Source organism: Rhizobium sp. J15 (genome assembly GCF_002531825.1).
In the GTDB taxonomy this organism is placed as follows: domain Bacteria; phylum Pseudomonadota; class Alphaproteobacteria; order Rhizobiales; family Rhizobiaceae; genus Rhizobium.
In genome coordinates this window covers 1-21,561 of the sequence record NZ_NWSX01000068.1, presented here as the reverse complement: position 1 = coordinate 21,561, position 21,561 = coordinate 1, and the positions used below count along the sequence as shown (strand labels likewise).

General features: G+C 60.6%; 22 protein-coding genes and 3 pseudogenes. 9 read left to right on the top strand and 16 right to left on the bottom strand.

Translation table 11 applies throughout. The annotated features are described in order from the left end of the window. Nucleotides 1–1,156: 1,156 nt before the first annotated feature. The 3 genes from CO670_RS33560 (at nt 1,157) to CO670_RS30835 (ending at nt 4,413) form a co-directional block, all read left to right on the top strand. Entirely contained in the window at nt 1,157–2,290 is a 1,134-nt protein-coding gene (locus tag CO670_RS33560; RefSeq protein ID WP_011053330.1) for a phosphoribosyltransferase domain-containing protein, read from the top strand. A 114-nt stretch (nt 2,291–2,404) separates the two neighbouring features. Beyond that, nucleotides 2,405–3,505 carry a cysteine protease StiP domain-containing protein gene (locus tag CO670_RS30840; protein WP_004675992.1) on the top strand — a complete coding sequence of 367 codons (1,101 nt, stop codon included), beginning with the start codon at nt 2,405–2,407 and terminating at the stop codon, nt 3,503–3,505. A 158-nt stretch (nt 3,506–3,663) separates the two neighbouring features. Continuing rightward, a complete protein-coding gene (locus CO670_RS30835) occupies nt 3,664–4,413 on the top strand; it encodes a hypothetical protein (RefSeq protein WP_004675991.1) in 750 nt (249 codons plus the stop codon). Between the two features lie 270 nt (nt 4,414–4,683). Here the strand turns inward: CO670_RS30835 and CO670_RS33765 are convergent. Then, nucleotides 4,684–5,022: pseudogene (locus tag CO670_RS33765) on the bottom strand (DUF4334 domain-containing protein); the annotation flags it as partial. A 14-nt stretch (nt 5,023–5,036) separates the two neighbouring features. Between CO670_RS33765 and CO670_RS33555 the strand changes: the two are divergent. Continuing rightward, nucleotides 5,037–5,154, top strand: a pseudogene (locus CO670_RS33555) (DNA polymerase IV); the annotation flags it as partial. 458 nt (nt 5,155–5,612) lie between these two features. Here the strand turns inward: CO670_RS33555 and CO670_RS30820 are convergent. After that, a complete protein-coding gene (locus tag CO670_RS30820; RefSeq protein ID WP_026188834.1) occupies nt 5,613–5,996 on the bottom strand; it encodes a hypothetical protein in 384 nt (127 codons plus the stop codon). A gap of 459 nt (nt 5,997–6,455) precedes the next feature. On the opposite strand from CO670_RS30820, the gene CO670_RS30815 reads away from it, so the two are divergent. After that, nucleotides 6,456–6,953, top strand: a complete 498-nt coding sequence (locus CO670_RS30815; protein WP_018247142.1) for a helix-turn-helix transcriptional regulator — start codon at nt 6,456–6,458, stop codon at nt 6,951–6,953. Between the two features lie 4 nt (nt 6,954–6,957). Here CO670_RS30815 and CO670_RS30810 read toward each other — a convergent pair whose 3' ends face one another. Next, nucleotides 6,958–7,371 (bottom strand): hypothetical protein, encoded by a 414-nt coding sequence (locus tag CO670_RS30810; RefSeq protein ID WP_004672597.1) that lies wholly within the window; start codon nt 7,369–7,371, stop codon nt 6,958–6,960. Between the two features lie 9 nt (nt 7,372–7,380). Further along, nucleotides 7,381–7,929, bottom strand: coding sequence for a hypothetical protein (locus CO670_RS30805; RefSeq protein WP_004672596.1), 549 nt, complete (start codon nt 7,927–7,929; stop codon nt 7,381–7,383). A 254-nt stretch (nt 7,930–8,183) separates the two neighbouring features. Here CO670_RS30805 and CO670_RS33175 point away from each other — a divergent pair, with 254 nt between their 5' ends. From CO670_RS33175 to CO670_RS30790, 4 genes are all read left to right on the top strand, one after another. Further along, nucleotides 8,184–8,342 (top strand): hypothetical protein, encoded by a 159-nt coding sequence (locus CO670_RS33175; protein ID WP_004672595.1) that lies wholly within the window; start codon nt 8,184–8,186, stop codon nt 8,340–8,342. A gap of 169 nt (nt 8,343–8,511) precedes the next feature. Then, nucleotides 8,512–9,399, top strand: a complete 888-nt coding sequence (locus tag CO670_RS30800) for a hypothetical protein (protein ID WP_225881300.1) — start codon at nt 8,512–8,514, stop codon at nt 9,397–9,399. A 23-nt stretch (nt 9,400–9,422) separates the two neighbouring features. Beyond that, complete coding sequence (locus CO670_RS30795) at nt 9,423–11,354, top strand: flagellar biosynthesis protein FlhA (protein WP_018247140.1); 1,932 nt, start codon at nt 9,423–9,425, stop codon at nt 11,352–11,354. A 42-nt stretch (nt 11,355–11,396) separates the two neighbouring features. Continuing rightward, nucleotides 11,397–12,311, top strand: coding sequence for a pectate lyase (locus tag CO670_RS30790; RefSeq protein ID WP_004672592.1), 915 nt, complete (start codon nt 11,397–11,399; stop codon nt 12,309–12,311). 60 nt (nt 12,312–12,371) lie between these two features. Here the strand turns inward: CO670_RS30790 and CO670_RS30785 are convergent, their stop codons facing one another. The 12 genes and pseudogenes from CO670_RS30785 to CO670_RS30730 all read right to left on the bottom strand — a co-directional run. Then, nucleotides 12,372–13,169 (bottom strand): EscU/YscU/HrcU family type III secretion system export apparatus switch protein, encoded by a 798-nt coding sequence (locus CO670_RS30785; RefSeq protein WP_097593817.1) that lies wholly within the window; start codon nt 13,167–13,169, stop codon nt 12,372–12,374. After that, nucleotides 13,156–13,965: a flagellar biosynthetic protein FliR gene (locus CO670_RS30780; protein ID WP_097593816.1), complete on the bottom strand. Its 810-nt coding sequence runs from the start codon at nt 13,963–13,965 to the stop codon at nt 13,156–13,158. The genes CO670_RS30785 and CO670_RS30780 overlap by 14 nt, the downstream gene beginning before the upstream one ends. A gap of 10 nt (nt 13,966–13,975) precedes the next feature. After that, nucleotides 13,976–14,245, bottom strand: coding sequence for a flagellar biosynthetic protein FliQ (locus CO670_RS30775; RefSeq protein WP_088685433.1), 270 nt, complete (start codon nt 14,243–14,245; stop codon nt 13,976–13,978). A gap of 74 nt (nt 14,246–14,319) precedes the next feature. Further along, nucleotides 14,320–14,973: a type III secretion system export apparatus subunit SctR gene (gene sctR, locus CO670_RS30770; RefSeq protein ID WP_097593815.1), complete on the bottom strand. Its 654-nt coding sequence runs from the start codon at nt 14,971–14,973 to the stop codon at nt 14,320–14,322. After that, nucleotides 14,973–15,992, bottom strand: coding sequence for a type III secretion system cytoplasmic ring protein SctQ (gene sctQ, locus CO670_RS30765; RefSeq protein WP_097593813.1), 1,020 nt, complete (start codon nt 15,990–15,992; stop codon nt 14,973–14,975). The genes sctR and sctQ overlap by 1 nt, the downstream gene beginning before the upstream one ends. Beyond that, nucleotides 15,989–17,308: a FliI/YscN family ATPase gene (locus tag CO670_RS30760; protein ID WP_097593812.1), complete on the bottom strand. Its 1,320-nt coding sequence runs from the start codon at nt 17,306–17,308 to the stop codon at nt 15,989–15,991. Before CO670_RS30760 ends, sctQ begins: the two co-directional genes overlap by 4 nt. After that, nucleotides 17,301–17,864: a type III secretion system stator protein SctL gene (sctL, locus tag CO670_RS30755; protein WP_085739600.1), complete on the bottom strand. Its 564-nt coding sequence runs from the start codon at nt 17,862–17,864 to the stop codon at nt 17,301–17,303. Before sctL ends, CO670_RS30760 begins: the two co-directional genes overlap by 8 nt. Next, nucleotides 17,861–18,481, bottom strand: a complete 621-nt coding sequence (locus CO670_RS30750; protein WP_097593810.1) for a hypothetical protein — start codon at nt 18,479–18,481, stop codon at nt 17,861–17,863. The genes sctL and CO670_RS30750 overlap by 4 nt, the downstream gene beginning before the upstream one ends. Nucleotides 18,482–18,483: 2 nt before the next feature. Continuing rightward, nucleotides 18,484–19,290 (bottom strand): type III secretion inner membrane ring lipoprotein SctJ, encoded by an 807-nt coding sequence (sctJ, locus tag CO670_RS30745; RefSeq protein WP_097593809.1) that lies wholly within the window; start codon nt 19,288–19,290, stop codon nt 18,484–18,486. After that, nucleotides 19,287–19,763: a hypothetical protein gene (locus CO670_RS30740; protein WP_097593807.1), complete on the bottom strand. Its 477-nt coding sequence runs from the start codon at nt 19,761–19,763 to the stop codon at nt 19,287–19,289. The genes sctJ and CO670_RS30740 overlap by 4 nt, the downstream gene beginning before the upstream one ends. A gap of 49 nt (nt 19,764–19,812) precedes the next feature. Then, a complete protein-coding gene (locus CO670_RS30735; RefSeq protein WP_010068575.1) occupies nt 19,813–20,070 on the bottom strand; it encodes a hypothetical protein in 258 nt (85 codons plus the stop codon). A 304-nt stretch (nt 20,071–20,374) separates the two neighbouring features. Continuing rightward, nucleotides 20,375–21,561 (bottom strand): annotated as a pseudogene (locus tag CO670_RS30730) (hypothetical protein); the annotation flags it as partial.

Sequence of the window (21,561 nt, the reverse complement as noted above, 5' to 3'; positions counted from 1 at the left end):
GAAGCGCGCGGGCGCTCGGCTTTACTCCCTACCGTCAGCTACACCAGGTGCTGGGACACGATCCGCGTTGCCGGTTGCTCACACCGCGCCACTTGGCGTATCAAAACCGCCGAGGCTCTAATCGCCGCTGGATGAAAGTTCAGTGGCAGGTCACGCAGGCTCAAGACCCTCAAGGGCCTCACACTACGAGTTCGTCTGCAAGACATAGACTTCGCAGCCTGAACGTTTCACCCTCGATCCGCTCCATGAAAATGCCGGGACTGAACAACGACGGCTGAGTGCAGGCATCAAGACTTAAGTCTGTCGTAAAGCAGACAAAGCGAATACAAACGTGGTGCGAACTGTCGGCTATTGGCTGACACGAAGATGCAGAACCCTCGACGTGCTGGAGGTGCCCCAGGCACCTGCTATCATCGCAGGTTGGGGCCAAGGCTGGCCTGCTCTGATCCCCGGTAGTGGGCGGGGTACACCCTGCCGATTTCAATGAAGCTACGCCTTTTTTCCCGGCTGATCTCGTCCACCGTTCAAAGGCCCAACCGCCACGTCAGCAGCGTTTAGGCGAATATACGCTCCAGCATCTCTCTTAACTGCAGCGCTTCGCCGCCATCTGAGGTTTCGCGACCGCACGCGCTTGCCATGGCAGGTCCCGCAATCCGTCGCCCAAAGCCGTTATGGATGCAATACGAAATTTCCCGGCAATCTGGACATCTGCCGCGTGAGACCTGGAATGCAATATTCGAGTTCTGGTGCCTATTCAGCTCGCATTCGTGCTGCATGTCCGAGTGGCACGTCCCTTGCTTCACTTCATGCTACTGATTCACCGCAGAGAGCGAGGATGAACTGACGTAAACTCTATTTCTATCGCCCCAGTCGCTTTGTCGGAGATGGGTCACGAGCCGCATCGACGGGGCAGGAAGGCCTCAGATCGGGATTTAGCCCCAACGAAGCTGAAACCAGGGAGGCGCTCGCGCCGTGCTGGCCTTCGCGCCAAGGGCCGGCGAATTCTCCTGCGATATCGTGGCGCGGATGCACTCTGAGCCTCGAGAGGTAAGTGCTACCCTGCTCGTCAACGAGACGCCAATGAGCGTGCGGCGTCACGGAAACATATGGCACGGATTTTTTCCACGGTAAACGTCCGTACTTTCGAAAGCTGGCAATGGTGAATCCTTCAACATACTCTGCGCAACTCGCCGACGGCACTATCTCGGTTCACGTGGATCGAAGCCTTGTACCCCCCATCGAGATGTTCGGCTTCGGGCAGCGAATCAACCCGAACCGCTCGTTTCTGTTTGTTTCCAAGGTTCTTGGTCGATTCCTGCCGATCCGCCCTTCGGTCATGGGAAATGCATTCGACCTCCTTGCACGTCAGATTCCTGCCGATATTCCTGGTCCGGTTTTGTTCATCGGAATAGCCGAAGCGGGCATTGGCCTTGGTGCGGGTGTCCATCGGCGGTTCCGCGAACTCACTGGTCGCGGCGATGCAATATATATCTGCTCCACTCGCCATGATCTTAAACTGCCGCTGCTGTGCGAATTTGAGGAAGAGCATAGCCATGCCCCGCGGCACCTCCTGCACGAACCATGCGAGGCAAGGCTCCGCGACTTGGTTCATGGTGCGACCGGCTTGGTACTCGTTGACGATGAGGCTTCGACAGGTAAGACATTTGCCAACATCTTCGCTGCCCTTCCCGCAAAAATTCGTTTGAAGCTGAAGCACACAGTCCTACTTACGCTTACCGACTGGTCAGAAGGCGCTGCCCGCGCGGAGATCACGGGAACAGTCAGTGAGGCTACTATCGTTTCCGGACGGTACAGTTGGACTCCGCGTGGGGATTTCACGGCAGCTACTCCGCAGGTCCCTTCCTGTGACCGTCCTAAGCGGCCCGAGGTCTGTCCCGACGTCGCTCGAGACTGGGCGCGTCTCGGCGTCGTCGATCACTTGCAGGGTCTCAATGCAAACGCTGCCGATGACGGGATTACCCTCGTACTCGGAACGGGCGAACACGTGTGGCAGCCCTTCCTGCTTGCGGAGCGCTTGGAAAAGGAGGGCGCTGAGGTTTTCTATTCATCCGTGACGCGTTCTCCCCTGTCGAAAGGCCACGCGATCGGTTCAGTACTTTCGTTCTCCGACAACTACGGCGGAACAGTTCCACATTACCTCTACAACGTCGATCCAGCGCTGTACTCGAAAATTATACTCTGCTCGGAGACAGGCCCGGAAAATGTCTGTGCCAGCCTGATGTCCGCACTGGGCGATCCCATTGTCCTTTCAGACGTAGAAGGTGAATGAAGCCGCCTTAGGCCATGCGGTCTGCCGCTTCGAAATCGGCTCACTCGATCGGACATTTCCGCCAGTCCACGGCGACACAACACTGCTGTCGCGTTATCTAAGGACATCACTCCCATGGGGGATACCTATGACAGCATCGCCTCCCCTGCCACACTAGGCTCCTACGCCGAATACGACGTGACGCTCCTTCTCAAGAGAGTGGATATTCAGCCTACTGACACGGCCACGAGGGAAGAGGCCATCCAATCCGGGCGGCGGCATTACTCGGAAATGATTTCCGCCGAGATGGCCCCGACCCGCGAATACATGGAGCTGTTTGCTAAGGCCATGGCCACTGGTGGCCCGCGCATGGGCGCCGAGACGGCACGCCTCGCCCTCGCGATCGTGCAGTCGGTCGAGGGTCCTATTACCCTTGTCAGTTTGGTCCGCGCCGGCGTGCCCTTCGGCATCCTTCTCAAGAGGGCCATCGCCTTACTCGGCCGGGACGTCGGACACTACGGGTTGTCGATCATTCGCGACAAGGGCGTTGACGACGAGGCTATGCGCCACATTCTTGCCAGGCGTCCTGTCGAGAGCATCGTCTTCGTAGATAGCTGGACGGGCAAAGGAGCAATTGCGAACCAACTCGAAAAGAGCTTCAAGGACTACTCAGACCGGCCTGCGCGGCTAGTTGTATTGGCCGACCCCTGCGGCTGCGCATGGCTCGCCGCATCGGGCGACGACTGGCTTATTCCCTCCGGAATGCTAGGATGCACCGTATCCGGGCTTATCAGCCGCTCGATCCTCAACGCTGCCCTCGTCGGTCCCGGTGACTTCCACGCCTGCGTCCAGTGGGATAATCTCGCGGAACACGATATTTCCCGATCATTCGTGGATGGTATGTGGAATGATGTCTCCACTGTGATTGCAACCGAAATCCCGAGCGTCTGGAGTATCGAGACCCGCCGGGCGCATCGCGATGCCGCCGCCGCTGCCGTCGCCTGGGTGATGGGGGAGGACGCCGTAACGAACATCAACCGAGTAAAGCCGGGCATTGCGGAGGCGACCAGGGCCATCCTGCGACGTGTGCCGGAAAAGGTGTACGTCTCGTCGCCAACCGATCCAGAACTCGCGGCCCTCATGTACCTGATCGACAACAAAGGCGTCCCGTATGTCGTCTCCCCTAGAAAGATCGCCCCCTACCGCGCCGTCACGCTGATCCGGCACGTCTCCTAATCTCCACGTATGTCTACTTACGAGCTCGGCGCGCAGGTCAAGGAAACTGAGATGTGACAAATTCCGTATCGTAAAATTCATTGCCAATGGAGAATCCGCGAAAGCTCACATCTGGCAATCGATCAAATATTTAACCAGTCGCATTTTGGAGTACGCATATGAAGCCCATTGCTCTGGTGGACCTCGACGACACCTTGTTTCAAACCAAGAAAAAGATACCGGAGATTGCGGAAGCCGATCTGGTATTGGCGTCCAAATCCATTAATGGAAGCAACTCCTATATGACGAAGATTCAAGCTGCCTTTGTCGAGTGGCTGCTCGTCTCCACGGAGGCCATCCCGGTTACGGCGCGCGGCTCTGAGGCTCTTTCGCGCGTTACGATCGCGTTTGAAAGCTACTCAATCGTATCGAACGGTGCCGTCATCCTCAAAAAGGACGGCAAGCCTGACGCCGAATGGCATGAGGTCGTCGCAAGGGAGCTCCGGCCGCTTGCCGGCTTTTTCGATAAGCTCCTCGATGAGGGCAGGACCAAGGCGAGGGAACTTGGCGTCCACATCCGGTGCTGGTCGGTGATGGAAGCTGATCTCGCGACATATGTTGTCTTCAAAGAGATTGACGGAGACGGCTCACGCCTTGAAGAGATTGTGCCGATCATTCGAGAAAAACGGGGTTGGGTTCGACACCACAACGGCAATAACCTTGCGCTAGTTCCGCCTGCGATCTCAAAACGGGTGGCCTCACAATTTCTGCTCAAAAAGCTTCGGACGGAGCATCCAGGTCGCCCAGTGATCGGCTACGGTGACAGTGTGAGCGACTTCTCCTACCTGTCCCTCTGCGACTGGTGGGGCGCTCCGGGTAACTCTCAAATGACAGACCTTGTCGTTTCCGCTGTTGCGCGTGAGAGATAGGTGACACGCGTACTGCGAACGTGGTGATATGTGAGGAGGGTGCAGGAATGATCCTGCACCTCCAGTCTTTTAGTAGAAACTTCCTATAGGTAAAACGCCGCGCCATATCGCGGTAAGAACCATGGCAAGCGCGGCGAGGATCGCGAGATTCCCGTCGGCTTTTACCACGAGTACGTAGAGCTTGTATTTCAGCATGATATGACCTTTCGATGAGCTCATTAGGAACTGCCGTCTCGACGGTTCGTGCCTTACTTGCGCAGAGCGAAATTTCGCGCCCATGATCCTCTCGGCGTCGATCCGCCGGAAATGGTCGACGATGGGTTGATCGTCATAGACCATGGCCGCGCTCTTGACGCAGCCGAACATCATGGCCTTCAAAGACGCGACCGGGCCCTCGCCCGCAGCCGGCGCTGGAGATAGGAAAACTTGGTTGCTTGCCAAACGCGTCCTGTCGATCTTATAAAAACGCAACGTTAGCCGAAGCGGGATCCATTTGGGATCCACGGCAACCAGCCGCCGGTCTCCCGCTCGAAACAGCAGCACATCGGCGCGCATGTCCGGCGTGAACCGTTTGCCGAACCAGCCAAGATCTTCGAGCACACCATCGAACGATGCCCCGTCGATTGGCGACTGTCTATCCATTCAAGCGGCCAGTGCGGCTGCTCGGCGTCACGCTTTCAACGCTGACGACCTCCGATCGGCAATGCACGACCCCAGTCCCAACTTGATCTCGGGCTCTGACGGCCCATCGCCCCGAAATAGAAAAGCCTGCCGCGGGAGGAGGTGCGGCAGGCTTTCCTAAAAGAACCGAACGGCGACCTGGGAGGAGGAGTGCCGCTGTTCCCACAGACGTCCCTTTGGGAGGAGGAGTGGGCCGTCTAAACTTCGAAGCGTTGCGGGAGGAAGCATCGCTTCGATGAAAATAGCAATACTCGGGCCAGCGCCATGAAGCCAGCGTCTATGTTGCACTGCAGCTATGCACCCGCCGCAACAATCGGCAGGACATCGAGCATTCCTACCCCTGATTTTGTCGGCGGCTCTGCCGCTGTTACAGAGTGGAACCGCTACAACGTCAATTTCGATATCGAAAGCCCCAAGAAGGCCGTGACAGTTCGCGGCGGCCCTGCCGTCATGGAAAGTAGCGCCGCTGGAGACGGTGGCCGGCAGCTAAGCTGGATCGGTGCGGTTCGCGACAGTCATTAGGGGACACCCGGTGACAGACAGTATGAAGTGGCAGTCGCTCCCAGAAGCGCAAGATGTTCTGCGGGTATGTTTTCACCGTTAAGACCCGGCTGTACAATCCCGATCCGGTACTCGATGAACTTGCGTTGGGCAGCCTTTCGAAGCGTGGCCAAGTCATTCAGGCTGCCTCGAATGAAACGGGCCCGGCCCTTAAGATGTGATGTTTCTCTCACGGTCAGGTGGTTGATGAGGTTCTTCAAGCTCCATGTCCCCTTCACCCCCTTCTGTGCTTGACCGCAAACGAGGTAAAGATCGTCCGCCCGGCGCCCCATTACTGCCTGCGAGTATTTCAGATGCCAGAGAAGTACGGTGACGGTATCGTCCGTCTCCTCGATCGCCACGACGTCCGCGCTCTCCCAGGTGTCATCGTCATCTCTTCCGGGAGAGTGGGCAGACAATCCTCGCAATGGGCGTTCCGCTGATCGCACCTCCTTTGGTTTTCTGACCACTTTACCGCCCGAAGCGTGACCTCTCGCTTTTGAGGCAAGTGTCCGAGCGTAAAGGGAAGCCATTGAATCTTGTAAAGAATTCGGTTGCGCAGCGGGCGGATTCCCGCTATCTTTTTCGATAGGGCAGTACGCGCTGCCCTGGGGTGTGGAAACCCCTACACGTGGTTGATGCCGGCCGTAACGGCATCACACTCCTTGACCTTCGGTCGAGGAGCCTGTGGCGTATGTCCAGGTTCCTCGGAACTAAAGGCCACAGGACCGTCGTGTACGGTTTCCAACTCCCCGATCAGTGGGTTTAGCGAGTTTTCAGCGGGGGCGCACCGCGTGAAACTCTCCATCGGGGTGTCCACCATGAAGCGCTATGCAGCAGCACAGGTCCGGACTTCGAGGCCTGCGCAAGCCGAACAGTCGAATGTAGCGCGCGAGTTGGTGCATCCAGTTGATCGGCATGTCGGACAGCAAATCCGTATCCGCCGAATGCAGTCGAATGTATCCCTAGGGGATCTCGGCGCCGGCATCGGGGTCAGTTTGCAGCAGGTACAAAAATATGAAAGCGGTAAGAACCGCGTCAGCGCTTCGATGCTCTACGAGCTTGCCAATTGCCTCAAGATCCCTGTTTCGAGGTTTTTCGAAGGTCTTCCAGATCCCGAAACCACTCAGGGCCAGCAAATCATAACAGAGATCGATGAGAAGATTGCCTACATTTCCACGGCGGAGGGACGGCGTCTGATAGACGACGTTTTGCTCCTTTCTCCGCGTGTGCGCAGCCGGGTCGTTGCCCTCGTCAGCTCGATTGTCGAGGAAGAGATGGAAGAACAGAAGCCGGTTGGTTCATCTGCTGGTTCTTAGCTCCCTACCGGTCGATTTTCTCCGCTGCTTCAAGCGAAAATTCGGTGCGCAATACCGCCTTCTGTGCCCGCGAAAAATCGGCGGCGACGTGTTCTGCCCGCTCTTGCGCAGCCAGCCGGTCGGCTTTGCGCTGCGCAAGCGATAGGCCGGCAACGGCTTCATGGCTGCGCAATACGGATTGTCGCATCAGCGCGTCCTGAAGCTCGGCGGCGGAGATAGCGCCGCTCTTGCGCAATGCGTCGACGACAGGATTGCCGGCGGCCAGGCTTGCCGCGATGTCGAGCGCTTCGGAGGCTTCCGTTTCCCGCTCCCGCGCGTTTTCGGCGTCCGCCCGCGCCTCAGAGAGGCTGCGGGAAAGATTATCCGCCCGCAGGCTGCGGATCTCCAGCAACTGCCTGAGAGACTTCAGCGCCTTCATATCAGCCGCTCAGGCACCGTTGTTCGTCGTCAGGACTTCCAACTGGCCGCCCTTGATGACCTTGATGCTGTCGGCTTGCGGCCGGCTCAGCACGTCTTCGACGGCCTTGGTGAAGACCGCGGGCCCGCGCACCAGCACCAATCCGCTGGCGGGATCTTCACGCAGCGCATCGTCCGGCAGCAGCGGGAACAGCGCGCGAATGGCGTTTTGCTCGGTCTTCCAGCTGCGGCCGCCGCGATCGAGGACGACGGTGGAGACCTCCTGCTTCGGCGCGATGATGATGCGGCTGCCGTCATAGGCGACGAAGAGATTGCTGGCATCGCCAAGCTTGACGAAGGCCTTGGCTCCGCTTTCCCGGACGGACCAGTGCTCGACCTTGCCGCTCAGCGTCCCGACTGTCGTGACCGGGATGCCGGACATGAAGGACAGCGTCTGGACAACTTCGCCAAGCGGCAGGGAGACGACATCCAGGCGCACCTCCCGCTCGCTGGCGCCGGCCGATGGAGGAAAGGAGGCCAGCAGTCCGATAGCGGCCATGTAAACAAAACGCGCAAACATCTGAGTTTACCTCACGATCCGGATATCGCCCGACAACTAATGAACGAAGGCAGGCAGTGAGTACGGAATCCAGTCTATTAATAATTATCCGATCTACTGTTGCAGATCATCGGTCCTCTGGGAACAGGACGGATATCCATTTCGCGCATTTGTTGTACATATCGCGAATTAATAACTTTTTAACATAAGCTATTGAATTCGATCTTGAATTCTGCAAGGCTCTGGCCGCCAAAACCATGCAAGGAGTTCAAGACATGGCTAGTACTTCGACACTTGATGCGGGCATCGGCTCGGCGATTTCCGCCTTCAAGTCGGCCCAGAACGAAGCGACCGAGCAGAGCCTGAAGGTTGCAACCGAAATCACCAAGATCAACGGCGTCGCAAACGCCATCAAGAAGATCGGCCCAGGCTGATTGAAACAATGGCGAGACGGGTTCGCCCGTCTCGCTTCCCCGCTTTCGAAGACAATAAAAGCCGCTCGACGGACGGTTCGGGAACAAGATGGTTATGGATCTAGATTCCTCTTCGCCGACATTCAGAGGTAACGCCGGCAACGCTGCGTCAGGCAGCGGCGGACCGGTCTTGCGCATCACGCGCGCCGGGCGCAGCTCCAATCTGCCGCTGACGACAGAGCGGCAGGTGGTCGGCGGCAGCGCCGATTGTGACCTGATCGTCCTAGGCGCCAAACCGGAACCCGCCTTTGCCATCAGTCTGCAGCGCTCCCGCGGCTCCGACACGGTGTCGTTGACCGCGTTGCGGGATGACGTCGTGATCGACGGTCGTTCCATCCCGCGCGATCGGACAATGACCCTTACGAAGAGACAGACCATCTCCTTCGACGGCACGATCTGTGAGCTCGAAGGTCTCGGCGCCGGGCGCGTGCGGTTCGCGCCGCGCCGGATTGCGGCTGCCGGCCTTCTCGGGCTGGCGGCGTTGCTTTTGCTGGCCGGCCTTTACAACAGCGATGCGCCGGCTCACGAAGCCCCGCTCGTCAGGGTTTCCGCCGCACCCGAACCGGCGCCGGCGGCGGCGGCGATCGCGGCCGAAATCCGCCAGGCCATTCGTATGGCGCAGCTTCCCCAAGATCTGAGCATCGTCGCCACCGCCGACGAAATTCGCATCGGCGAAGGATCGCGGCCTCTCGGCCTGCCCGACAAGACCAAGCTGCGCAGCATCATCGCCTCGATGAGCCGGCGCGGTTCCGTTTCCATCGTCGATCTCACCGCCCTCTCTTCCGGTCTCGACGGCTTCGTTGCCGCCGCCGGCTATACGCCCGTCAGGTTCATCATCGGCTCCGACGGCCGCCGCTACGAGGAAGGCGATGTCGTTTCGAGCGGCTGGCGCATCAAGGAGATCGGCAAAGACCAGATGATCGTTTCCCGTGACAGTGAGGACGATACGGTCAATTTCGCCTCTGCCGGCAATGCCGAGCCGAAGCTCGCCGAAATTTCCAGCAGCGAACAAGAATAGGCGATGGCGTCGGAAGCCGGATCATGAAGGTAAGGTCATCCGCCTTCGCCATGCTTGCGCAGCGCACCGATATGCTGCTTGCGGTTTTTTTCGCCTCCGTCGTGACGATGCTGGTGCTGCCGCTTCCGACAATCGTTCTGGACGTGCTGATCGCTTTCAATCTCTCCTTCGCTTTCGTGGTGCTGATCACCACGACCTATCTGAAGAGCGTGCTTGAAATCTCGACCTTTCCCGCGGTCATTCTGATCGGCACGCTGTTCCGCCTGGCCTTGACGATTTCCTCGACCCGGCTCGTGCTGGCGGACGCCGATGCCGGCGAGATCATCATGGCCTTCGGCGATTTCGTCGTTGCGGGAAATGTCGTCGTCGGGCTGATCATTTTCCTGATCGTGGCGCTGGTGCAGTTCATCGTGGTGACGAAGGGCGCCGAGCGCATCGCCGAGGTCGGCGCCCGTTTCACGCTCGACGCCATGCCGGGCAAGCAGCTCGCCATCGACAGCGACCTGCGCAACGGCCATATCAGCACGGAAGCCGCGCAGAAGCGCCGGTCGCGTCTCGAACAGGAGAGCCAGTTCTTCGGCGCGATGGACGGCGCCATGCGCTTCGTCAAGGGCGATGCGGTCGCAGGATTGGTGATCGTCGCCGTCAATCTCATCGGCGGCCTGGCGATCGGTATCTTCCAGAAGGGCCTGAGCTTCGCCGAGGCCGCCCATCTCTATACGCTGCTGTCGATCGGCGACGGTCTGGTGTCGCAGATTCCGTCCATTCTGATGGCAGTCTCGGCCGGTATCGTCGTGACCCGCGTGTCCGATGACGGCAACGGCAGTCTCGGCAGCGATATCGGCCGCGAACTCTTCCGGGAGCCCCGTGCATTGGCGATTGCGGCGGCGCTGACGATCTGCGCGGGCTTCGTGCCGGGATTTCCCACAGGCGTGCTCGGCGCGATCGGCCTGTGTCTGGCGGGCCTTGCCTTCATGGTGCATCGCCGGCGCGCCGGCCCAGCCGCGGCCGCATCGGCGAATGCCGTGGAAAGCGCCAATTCCTATCCGCTCGACAGGACGAAATATGGCGATCCCGTCATCGCCACCGTCGCGGTGGAAACGCTGGCGCGGCTTGAGGCGATGCGACTCGGCGAAATGCTGGACGGGCGGATCCGCATGGCGGCGCGCGCCGTCGGCGTCTCCGTGACGGTGCCGACGTTCAACGCCGATCCCCGCATGGCCGAGGATCTGATCCACCTTCAGGTCGAAAACGTGCCCGCCGGTCTCGTCAGCTGCGGTCCCGAACGGACGGCCGAACAGATTGCCGACGGCATCGTGCGCATCGTCCGCCGCCATATCGGCGCCCTGTTCAGCGTCGACGACGCGGCACAATGGCTGGGCAGCCTCGAACCGCGTCTCGGCAAACTGGCGATCGACGTCGCCACCCAGGTGCCGCTGATGCTGACGGTCGCGGTCGTCAGACGCCTGCTGGATTCCGGCGTGACGCTTTCCCAGCCGCGCGGACTGCTGGAAGTGATGCTGCACGCCGGCACCGATCACGCGCCGGATGCCCTGGCCGAAATGGCGCGCGCCGCGCTGGTCAAGCAGATCGCCTTCGGGCTTCTCGACCGGCGCGGATTGCTGCCGGCGCTGGTGCTTCCCGCCGAATGGGACCACTTCATCCGCTCCTATGACGCCGCTGGAGCGACCGAGAAGATCGAGATAGCCGAAAGGCTGCGCCTGCTGGCCGAGAAAGCCAGGCAGGCTCTCGAGGACGCCAACGAGCGGGGATACGATCCCATCATCATCGTGCCGGGCGAGTGGCGCCTGCTCACCCAGACGCTGATGATCCACCACAACTGCCGCATTCCGGTGCTGGCGGCGGAGGAGATCGACAGGGATATAACGATCGAAACCATCGGAGAGATCGGGCAAATCCGGAACGCTGCCGGCTCCAAACAAAGGCCGGGCTGATAGAGCAAGTGAAGTAGACGAGACCAACTGGGGATGAATGCAATGTGTGGCGTAGATGGACAAAGGCCCATAGACTTCGACAGAACCTCCCGTTTCGACCTTGAGTCCGATTGCCTTGGCGGCAGCAATAGGGCCGACACGGATTTCACCACCATCCGAACCCGCAAGGTCTCGCCCTTCGAAGATTTCTCCGGCAACCCGCCGACACTGACCTCCTATGTGCCGAATTCGCGGGAAACGTCGGAAAACGGCATGGATTCCGACCCCAAGGATCTGCTGCGCAAGCACATCAACTGGCAATCCGACTCCAAGAAGGTGGATCCATCCGACGAGAAACAGGCCACGACTTTGCAGACCACGACGGAAAAACCCGACCTCTCGAAAGAGGGCAGCGTCATCGTCGTCAACGAGCCGATCGTCGTGGATGGCGGCGTGTTCGACGGCAAGGGCGCGACCTATACGGCCTCGTCCAAGCTCGGCGATGGCGGCCAGTCCGAAACCCAATCGCCGCTGTTCATTCTCAAGAACGGCGCGACGCTCAAGAATGTCGATCTCGGCGAGAATGGCGCCGACGGAATCCACGTCTATGACGGCGCGACGCTCGAAAACGTCAATTGGCAGAATGTCGGCGAGGATGCGCTGACGGTAAAAAGCGCCGGCGACATCACTATTATCGGTGGCTCCGCCAAGGGCGCGACCGACAAGATCTTCCAGATCAATGCCGACACGAGGTTCTATCTGAAGGATTTCGTCGCTGACGGCTTTACCACGCTCGTGCGCACCAACGGCGGCAAGCAGATCGACGCCGACGTCACCATCGATGGCGGGGCGTTCTCCCACGGCAGCAACGTCTTCCGCACCGACAGCTCACTTGCCAGCGTGACGTTCCTCTCCGATATCACGCTGGACGATGTGAAGAACTGGACGCGTGTAGGTGACAACCAATCGGGCGTCTGAGACGCCCGACCACCGGAACCGCAAAGCGAAGATCAAGCGGGCGGCTTAGGCTCCCGCTTTTCATTGCCGGCCTGATCCTTGCCTGCGCGGCGGGCTGCTGCGCATTTCCGCGCCGATTTGCCGGCGCGCCGATTTCAGCTTCGGGTCGCCCTGGGTATCCTTGTATTCGCGCCGCGCCTCGGTCTTGGTCATGCGGTGTTCGTGCCTGAACAACGCGCGCGAAATGCGGATATCGAAAAACGCCGCCGCCACCATGATGCCGGCGGCAATGACGAGGATCGAGCCGAGGAGATGGGCTGTCGTGGAGAGCGTGCATGCTTCTCCGCAAAGAGGCGACCAGAAGATGCTGTTGAGGAAATAGAGGATCGCACCGCCGCCGGCGGTTGCGAGCAGGACAAACTTGACGAGCCCCTTGACGAACTCGGCGATGCTCGCGAGCGAAAAAAGCCTCTTGATGCCCTCGAACGGATTGAGCCGGGTGAAATCGAAGCTCATATGTTTGAACGATACGGGAAATCCTTGCCCGTCGAGGATCGACACCAGGATGGTCGCGGCAAGACCCATGGCAAGCGGCAGCCAGATGAGATCGAGCAGCGCCACGCCGGTTTCGCTCAAGCCGACAGTGACGGCGTCGGAGAGGTCGGCCCGTCCGGCGGACTGCAGGCCGCTATCGAAACTGCGGGTGAAATCCTCGAGGATATCAGGCAAGCCCCAGGTGACGTAGACGGCGATGGCAAGAACGGAGATCGCAACCGGGATTTCCTTCGAGCGGGGAACCTGGCCCTCGCGGCGCAGCCGATCGAGCTTCACCCGGCTCGGCGGCAGGGTTTTTTCCTCGGTATCGTCATTTTTGGCCATGGGTCACCTCCAGCATGGCTTTCACCTCGTTGAATCCATCGATCCAGAGATCGTGGAAATAGCTGGAGATGAAGGCCGTATAGATGACGAGGATGACCATGACCGCGAAGTTCTTGATGGCCGGCAGGCTGTCGTTCAGCGGGAATTGTTTCGACGAGCGGCCGACGAAGGCCAGCGACAATTCGAGCGCGCAGGTGACGATCATGAACGGCGCGGCAAGCAATCCGGCCGCCTTGAAGAGCCGGCCGAAAACACCAAGGATCATGTCGAGCGGGTCGTCGGGGATAGTGGGCGCCAGTTTGAAGAGCGGCCAGAGCTCGAAGGATTTGTAGAAAATCGCGACCAGATCGATGATGCCGCCAGCGCTGACGAAAATCACCAGGGCGATCGACATCATCAGCGAACCGAGCGGCGCGGTTTCCAGCGCGTTGATCTGGTCGAAGAGATTGGCGGCATTGGCGCCGCGATAGACATCGGTCATATCGCCCGCCGCCTGGGCCGCCCAGAAAGGGATGCCGAGCCCCATACCGAGCAGAGCCCCGAAGCAGAGTTCCTTGATCGCGAGGGCGGCAAGATCGAACCAGGACGTATCCCCGAGCGCCAGCACCGAATAGGCGAAGGCGACGGAGGGCGCCGAAAGGCCGATCGCCAGGCCGAAACGCAGGATGCCGACGATGCTGAACAGCGAGAAGATTGGGAAGATCAGCAGGATTCCGAGCGCGCGGGCGGCGCCGAGCATCGCCGCGGCAGGAGCTGCGACCTCAATGCCGACGAGCGGAAGATGATCCGGCCCCATCCGCTTCGCCTCACTGAACCATGGTCGGGAAATCGTTGAGGATATGAATGGAATGTTCGATCAGTGGCGTTGCCAGCACCCGGCCGAACAGCAAGAGGGCGATGGAGATCACGAAGATCTTGACGATCTGCGCGATGGTCTGTTCCTGGATTTGTGTGGCAGCCTGGAAAATGGCGATGACGAGCCCGAGAATTGCCGCCAGGCCCAGAATGGGGCCGGCCAAGGCGAAGGTTGCCATGACAGACATGCCGATTTCGGCGGCGACCTGATCTTCACCCATGGCAGCAACCCCTTCCGCTGGAAGCGGCAGGCGCCTGAACCGATCGCGCCAATGCTTCCATGAGGGCGGGATGCTCACTGCACATAGGACAGCACCAGACCTTCCAGCAATCGACGCCAGCCATCGATCGAGACGAACAGCAACAGCTTGAGCGGTGTGGAAACGACGGTCGGCGACATCATCTGCATGCCGAGCGCCACGAGAATGGCGGAGACGGCAAAGTCGATCATCAGAAAGGGCAGATAGATCAGAAATCCGATTTCGAATGCCCGTGTCAGTTCCGAAACGAGGAAGCTCGGCGTCAGCACGGTGATGTCGTCGGAGGCAATTGGGGTCACCGGCGCATTCGCCCAGATCTTCTGCGAGGCCTGGACGAAAAAGTCGCGGACCTCGGCATCGGAAAATTTCAGCATGAAATCCTTGAGCGGCGCCGCCACCTTGACCATGCCGTCCGCCATGCCGCTGACCGTGCCGAAATCGCCGCTATGGGCGAGCAGCAATTGCCAGCTGTTTTGCAGCACCGGGTTCATCACGAAGGCCGAGAGCACGATGGCAATCGCAAAGACCAGGAGATTCGGCGGCGTCTGCTGGATGCCGATCGCATTACGCACGATCAGCAGGACGACTGAAATCTTGGTGAAGGAGGTTGCGATCACGGCAATGACCGGCAGCATCGAGATCGCCGCCATCGCCACAAGGCTCTGGGCAAGAGGAAAGCTCTGTTCCATCAGTCGTGCAGCGCCGTGACGCGAACGGCGCTCAACCCATCCACGGAAATGATTTCGCCCCGTCCGATAATGCGGCCCTGGGCGATGATATCGACGGCGTCCGACAATGGCCTGTCGAGGTTGAACACATAGCCCTCGCCGATCGTCTCGAGTGTGCGCAGCGGCAACTCCAGCCGTCCGGCATCGAAGACCAGCTTGATCGGGATGCTGTCGACAGGCGATGGACGCGGCTCGCCCTGCAATTCCTGATCGACGGTGTCATTCGTCATGAAATGCCTCATTGGTCCGGTTGGCGTCGACAGGAGCGGCTCGGTGAGGACCGCGCCTTTGTCCGAGCGCATGCAGGTTGCAAGGTAACGTTCACCCGTGATCGCGATCACGGTTTCCGGCGTCCCCCCATCGATGACGATGCCGTCCCCCAATCGCAGGGATTGGATCTCACCGACCGACAGCACGGCATAACCGCGCCGGATGCTAACGGTCGTCGTCAGGGCATTGAGCGTGCGGCGCGGCAGGCGGCTTGCCCAGCCTACGAGGCCGGCAAGGAAGGTTTCATCGAAATGGCCGCTCAAGGGCAGGCTCATGCCGCTCCAGCCGATTTCGAAGCCGAAATTGCCGCTGAAATCCGGCTGCGGCTCTGCACCGATCTGCAGCAGCGACAGGCTGATGCCGATCTTGTTCTCGATTGCCTCGAAGGCGTCGGTGAACTGATGTTCGACCACCGCCGCCTGTTCATGCGGCGACAGTTTTTCCCAGAGGAGCAGCGGTTCCAGTCTTTCGGCCAGCAGCCGCAATGCTCCGGCCGATGCAATCAGCATCTGATCCCGCTCGCCGACGCGGCAGAGAATGCCGACCGGATCGGCGATCCGCCCGGCTGCGATATCAGGAGATAGCGGGCGAACGGAAAGCGGCTGCTCCCGGGCCGGAATTTGCCAGGCGGCGCGCATCATCGTGTCGGAACGGGAAAAGAAGCTCTCGGCCATCGATGACCGGGGCCATGCGGTCGCTTCGATATTCATCGGACAAGCTCCTCAAGCGCTTCGACGATCGCGCCGAATGGCTGCGGCTTGCCCTGTCCGCTAAACAGGAACCGCTGGATGAGGCCGTGTTTGGCGACGGCCTCGTCGACGGCGGCATCGCGCCCCTGGCGATATTCGCCGACGCGGATCAGCAGTTCCACTTCGTCGTAGAGGGCCAGCAGGGCGCGCAGCCTGTCGGCTGCCTGGCGATGGCTGTCGCTCACCACCGCGCTCATCGTCCGGCTTCGGCTGGCCAGCACATCGATCGCCGGAAAATTGCCCGCCCTGGCAATCTTGTCGGAGAGCACGATATGGCCGTCCAGCAGCGACCTGGTTTCTTCGGCGATCGGATCGTCCTGCTCTTCGCCTTCGACGAGGACCGTATAGAAAGCCGTCATCGTGCCGTTTACGCTGTTGCCGGCGCGCTCGAAGATCTGCGGCAGGACGGCGAATACGGAAGGCGGAAAGCCGCGTCGCACCGGCGGTTCGCCGGCGGCAAGCCCGACTTCGCGCAAGGCGCGGGCCATGCGGGTGACGCTGTCGATGACGAGCAGCACATGTTTTCCCTGCTCGCGAAAATGTTCGGCGATCGCCGTTGCCGTCATCACCGCCTTGAACCGCTCCAGCGCCGGGCGATCGGATGTGGCGACAACCAGCGCCACATTCGAGGGGACGCCTTCCGGCATGTTGCCGGCAACGAATTCGCCGACCTCGCGTCCGCGTTCGCCGACTAGGGCGCAGACGATCACATCGGCCTTGTTGTTGGCGACGATCTCCGACACCAGCGTCGACTTGCCGGCGCCAGGCGCGCCGAAAATACCGATGCGCTGGCCCTGGCCGCAGGTCAGCAATCCGTCCAGGGCGGCAATCCCCGAGGTAAACGGCTGGCGGATGGGGCGCCGCGACAGAGGATCGACCGGCTGGCCATAGAGCGGTTGCAGGAAACGCGCGTCCTCGCCGGCGGGGTTGGCGGTGGGACGCAGGATATTGCCGTGTGCGTCGACGATCGCGCCGAGCAGGAAATTGCCGACGGAGACGGCCGGTTCCCGGCCGGTCGGGACAATTTCCGTGCGCTGGGAGATGCCGCGGGTTTCGCCGTGAAGCGAGAGAAGCGCCGTCTCGCCGTCGATGCCGACGACATCGGCAAGGCCGATGCGACCTCGGCCCGGCTCATGCAGTTCACAAAGCTCGCCGATCCTGACCGAGGGGATGAGCGCCCGCACCAGCAGGCCCGAAACACTCTTTACGCGGCCGCTCTGCCGCCGCACGTCCGTTTGTTCGAGTCTCCGCTCCATCCGAAGCAACGCGTCAACCATGGACGAGGGCCTCGATCACGGTGGCGAGCTGGTCTTTCAAGCCGATCTGGCTGCGTCCCGCCGACGTCTCCAGAATGATCTCGCCGGCAGACATCAGCGGATCCGTCGCGATAGTGATGCGGTGATCGATATCCGCAATTGCCCGGGCGATCATGGCGGCATCGTCGGGGGCGACATGCAGGGCGATCTCCTGGGCCTCAGCGGTCTGGGATATGGCGTGGCGGACCAATCGCCTCGTGCGCTCGTCGGCCTCCATCGATCCGAGGATCAATCCGACCGATTTCAGAACCACCGCCTCGACCCAGCTGTCGAGATTGGCAATTTCCTGTTCGGCTTTTCCGAGTGAGGCGGCAAGCCGTGCGGCGGCATCGCGAACGCCCTGTTCGAACCCGTCGCGATAGCCGTTTTGGGCGGCCTGCTCGCTGGCGGCGGCAAGTGTCGCCTGCGATTGGGCGGCGTCGTGGCGGGCAGCCTCCAGAATTTGCGCCGCCTCTCTGATCTGGCCGAAACTCTCCGCCGGAATGATGCGGTCGTGGCGTGCAAATCCCGAGCTCATCGTCCGGCGCCTTCCTGTGCGGAGGCGACCTCGTCGACGGCGGCCGCCGCCAGGGCGAGCGCCGGGCTCTTCAAGAGAGAAGCTGAACCGTCTTCGGCCATGTCGCGCCAGCCCGCCGACCGCCATGCCGCGGAGATCCGGTATTCGTCTGCCAGAAGCGCCAGCATCGACCAGCCGTCGGCCTCAACGACATGCCTTGCCTGCTCGCTCAACAGATCGAGCGGCGGCGTTGCCGCGGAAAGATTGATGTGGCCGAGAGCGAATGCGACCGCTTCCTCGCCGTAGGCGGCCCTGAGCCTCGCAAGGGTCGGGCGATCGACCGCGGGGCAGAAGGCTGCGAGATGATAGGCGAAGCCCGCCCGGAGCGCGGCCTTTGCGAGTCCGTCCGCGTCCATGGAAATCAGGCGGCGCGCGCCGTCGGCAAATGTGGCGGGGTCGCCATGGGCTTCTGCGATCTCCGTGAAAAGCCGCCGGTGCAGCCGCGTAGACCCATCGGCAAGGAGCGGCGCGGTCCCATCCCATCGGGCGGCCGTCAGCATATCCGCGGAAAGCAGCGCTGCCTTGCGGATCCTCGCCGCATCCGAGATCGCCTCGCCGTCCGAACGCGGCGTGCGCATGCTCAGCGCTCCTTCCGCTGCGGCAACAGCAGCAGCAGGCATGCCCCGATGGCGAGGATAATGGCGCCGATCACGGCCAGATTGGGGGCCTTGAAAGCCGAGAGAGCGCTTTGCACCATCGAGAATGGCGCTGCGGCGGGTGCCGGCGTCACGGTTGCCGCCGGGGCCGCCGGCGCGCCGACCTCCGACCAGGGGCTGACCACCACCGAAACATCTTCATATGAGAGGTCGCGGATGCTGTTGACCAGAACGGATCGGCTCTTCATGTCGATCTCGTTGAGATTGGCGCCGGGGCGATATTGCAGCACGGCCGCCGCCCTCGCCTTTTCCTTGATGAGCCCGCGGCCGTTTTCCTCCGGCAGCACCACATGGACGCGCGCCGTCGCCACGCCGTCAAGCCCCGAAAGCGTTTCGGCAAGCTGCTGCTCGATGGCGTAGCTCATCCGGGCTTTTTGTTCGTAAGGCGTCACAAGGAAGCCGTTGCCGGGAAAGAGTTCGGCGACATTTCCGAACGACTGACGCGGCAGACCGGCGCCCGCCAACAACTCGATCGCCCGGGCATGATCGGCTGATTCAGCGGCGATCGCATAGGTCCCGCCCTTTTCGCTCTTCATGGTGACGGAGATGCCGGCGCGTTCGAGCAGGACCTGAGCATCCAGCGCATCGCGCTGATCGAGTCCCGTCAGCACGTCCTGGCTGCAGGCGGCGAGGAACAGGCAGAGGGCGAGCATGGCGGCCTTCGGAAGGACTTTGCGCGCGGGCGAAGTGATCGGTGATCTCGCAAGGGCCGATGTGATCATGATATTCACTGGCCCTGCGTCAGCCGTTTGGACGACGACATCACCGACTGGGTGAGCGACGACAGCAGCGTCGTGCCGGTCGCGAATTGCTGTGATTTCTCCAGCCGGTCGATCGATGTCGTGATGTCTTCGATCTTCGGGCCGCTGTGATCCTTGTCCGCGGCAAATCGCACCAGCGGCGTCTCCGGCTGGCCGTTCCCGGCCACCGGCATGAAGAATGCCGACAGCCGGTCGAGAATGCTGGAGGGCCTGGTATTGCCTTCCGGTGAATAGGAGGGCGGGACGCCGTCGGACTCAGGCGCGATCTTGCGGCCCTGGATGTTGGGAATGGAGGTGAGTTCGGTTGGCCGAAGGCCGGCGAAATCCGCCGGCTGCAGCCCGATCCGCTCCGCCACGATCTCCGAGGTCTTCAGCACATTGCCTGTCGATACGCCGTCGACGGGCGGCGTAAAGGCGCGGCCGGTAAGTTCTTCTCCACTCATTGCAATTCCTCAACTCGGTACACGTCAACTGCAAACGATGAACGGGAACCTACTCATCGCTGCCTTCGTCGATCGCCTCCTTGGCGAAATTGAAAAGCGAATTGTTCAGCATCAGGGTGTTGGAAATCATGCCTGGCAGAAACGCGTCCACGGCAGCGGAGAGAATCTCGCTCTCGCTGTTCGGATCGACCTTTTTCGTCGTGCTGCCTGTGGTGTCCTTGGAACCTGTCTTATCAATCGTCAGTTCCACCGAGACAGGGTTTGCAGGCGCCAGGTTCAGGTCGGAATTCACTGCATCTACGGCCATATGAGCACTTCCATCAAGGAGTTATCAAAATGAATGCATGATTTGATATGGATAAAAAAACGGCCGGTCAATTGTTTAAACTTAACCGATGGTTAATTTTCGGAAATTACAATCGGCTTTGACAACTTTCTCGACCTTTATATTAAAATTGAACGTTTTTATCCATAAAGCGCAGCAGATATCCAGACTGCGCATGAAATTCATACTTAAATTTATTGCTATCAAATATTCACAGGCCCGACCGCCTCTACGCCAACCGGGCCTGTGAGTACCCAGATATTTGGTGTTGCGAAAGCGTCCCGGATCAGCCCACCGCCGTACCGCGGCGCTTCTCGATATCGGCGATGATCGCGTCCCAGTTCTCAGGGGTCAGCTCGCGCTGTTCCGGGTCGCGGGGCGCGGGGGCGACGCCGCCCTTGGCGCCGACGCGCTGACCTGTTTTGGCGTAGATGCCGACCGTGTCGTTGACAGTGCGCTTAAGCATGTCGTTCATCATGTCGGTCTGCTTGTGGAAGGCTTTTTCCTGCTTGATGCTCTGGTAGATGGCAAAGCCCGCCCAGGCCGCCCAGGACACCGCGCCGGCGATCGCGAAGGCGAGCGAGAAGCCGCCGGAGACGAGCGCTACCGTTGCGCCCGTGCGCCCGAGGAAGGTGGAATTCACCAGCATATTGGCAACGCCTGCGATGCCCTCGATCGCGCCGACCGTGTCCGCCGCGGTTCCGATACCCATGAAGATGAGATCGACCGGATCGCCCTTGCCACTGGTGAGCCCCTGCAGGAACTGGTAATATTCCACCGGCAGCCAAGCGACGCCGGCAACGGCGCCAACCGTCGTCCCGGTATTCTTGAAAAAGGCGGAGAGCACGCTGCGCTGCGCCCGCGCCAGCTCGTCGGAAACGCCGACGAGTGAACTGATCCCATCCAGCAGCGAAAAATTCGAGGCTTTGATCGCCGAGCCGAGCGCACTGCCCATGTGCGCGAGAGCGCCAAGGGCGTGCAGAACCACGATGCCGATGCTGTCCCAGGTCGGGCTCGTCATGTTGAGGCCGGCATAGATGGAGCGGGATGCGGTAAGCACCGACATCACGCCGGAAGAGAGCGCCGCCTTGTATTTGACAGGATCGACCCCTGCCGGCGCCGCCGTCGCGGTCTTGTCGATCAGCTTGGCAAGGTCGGCCTTGATCGTTTCGACGCTGCCGCCCGGTCGCATCGTCGCCCAAAGCGCGGTGAAGATCGTCGTGAAATTGGTCTTGTATTGCGCCATGGCATCGGCATTGCCCTTGAACAGGGTTTCCGCCAGCGCGTCGAGGCTCGGGGCGATGATCTTCTTGATCGCCTCTTCGGCGGTCTTGCCGTCGACGATGATTGGATCGATCACATCCGTGCCGGGCATCAGCGTCTTCATCAGGCCTGACATGGAAAGTCCCATGTCCTTGAGGCTCGATGTCAGATATTCGCTGTCGATATAGGGCAGATCGAGACTTTGGATGG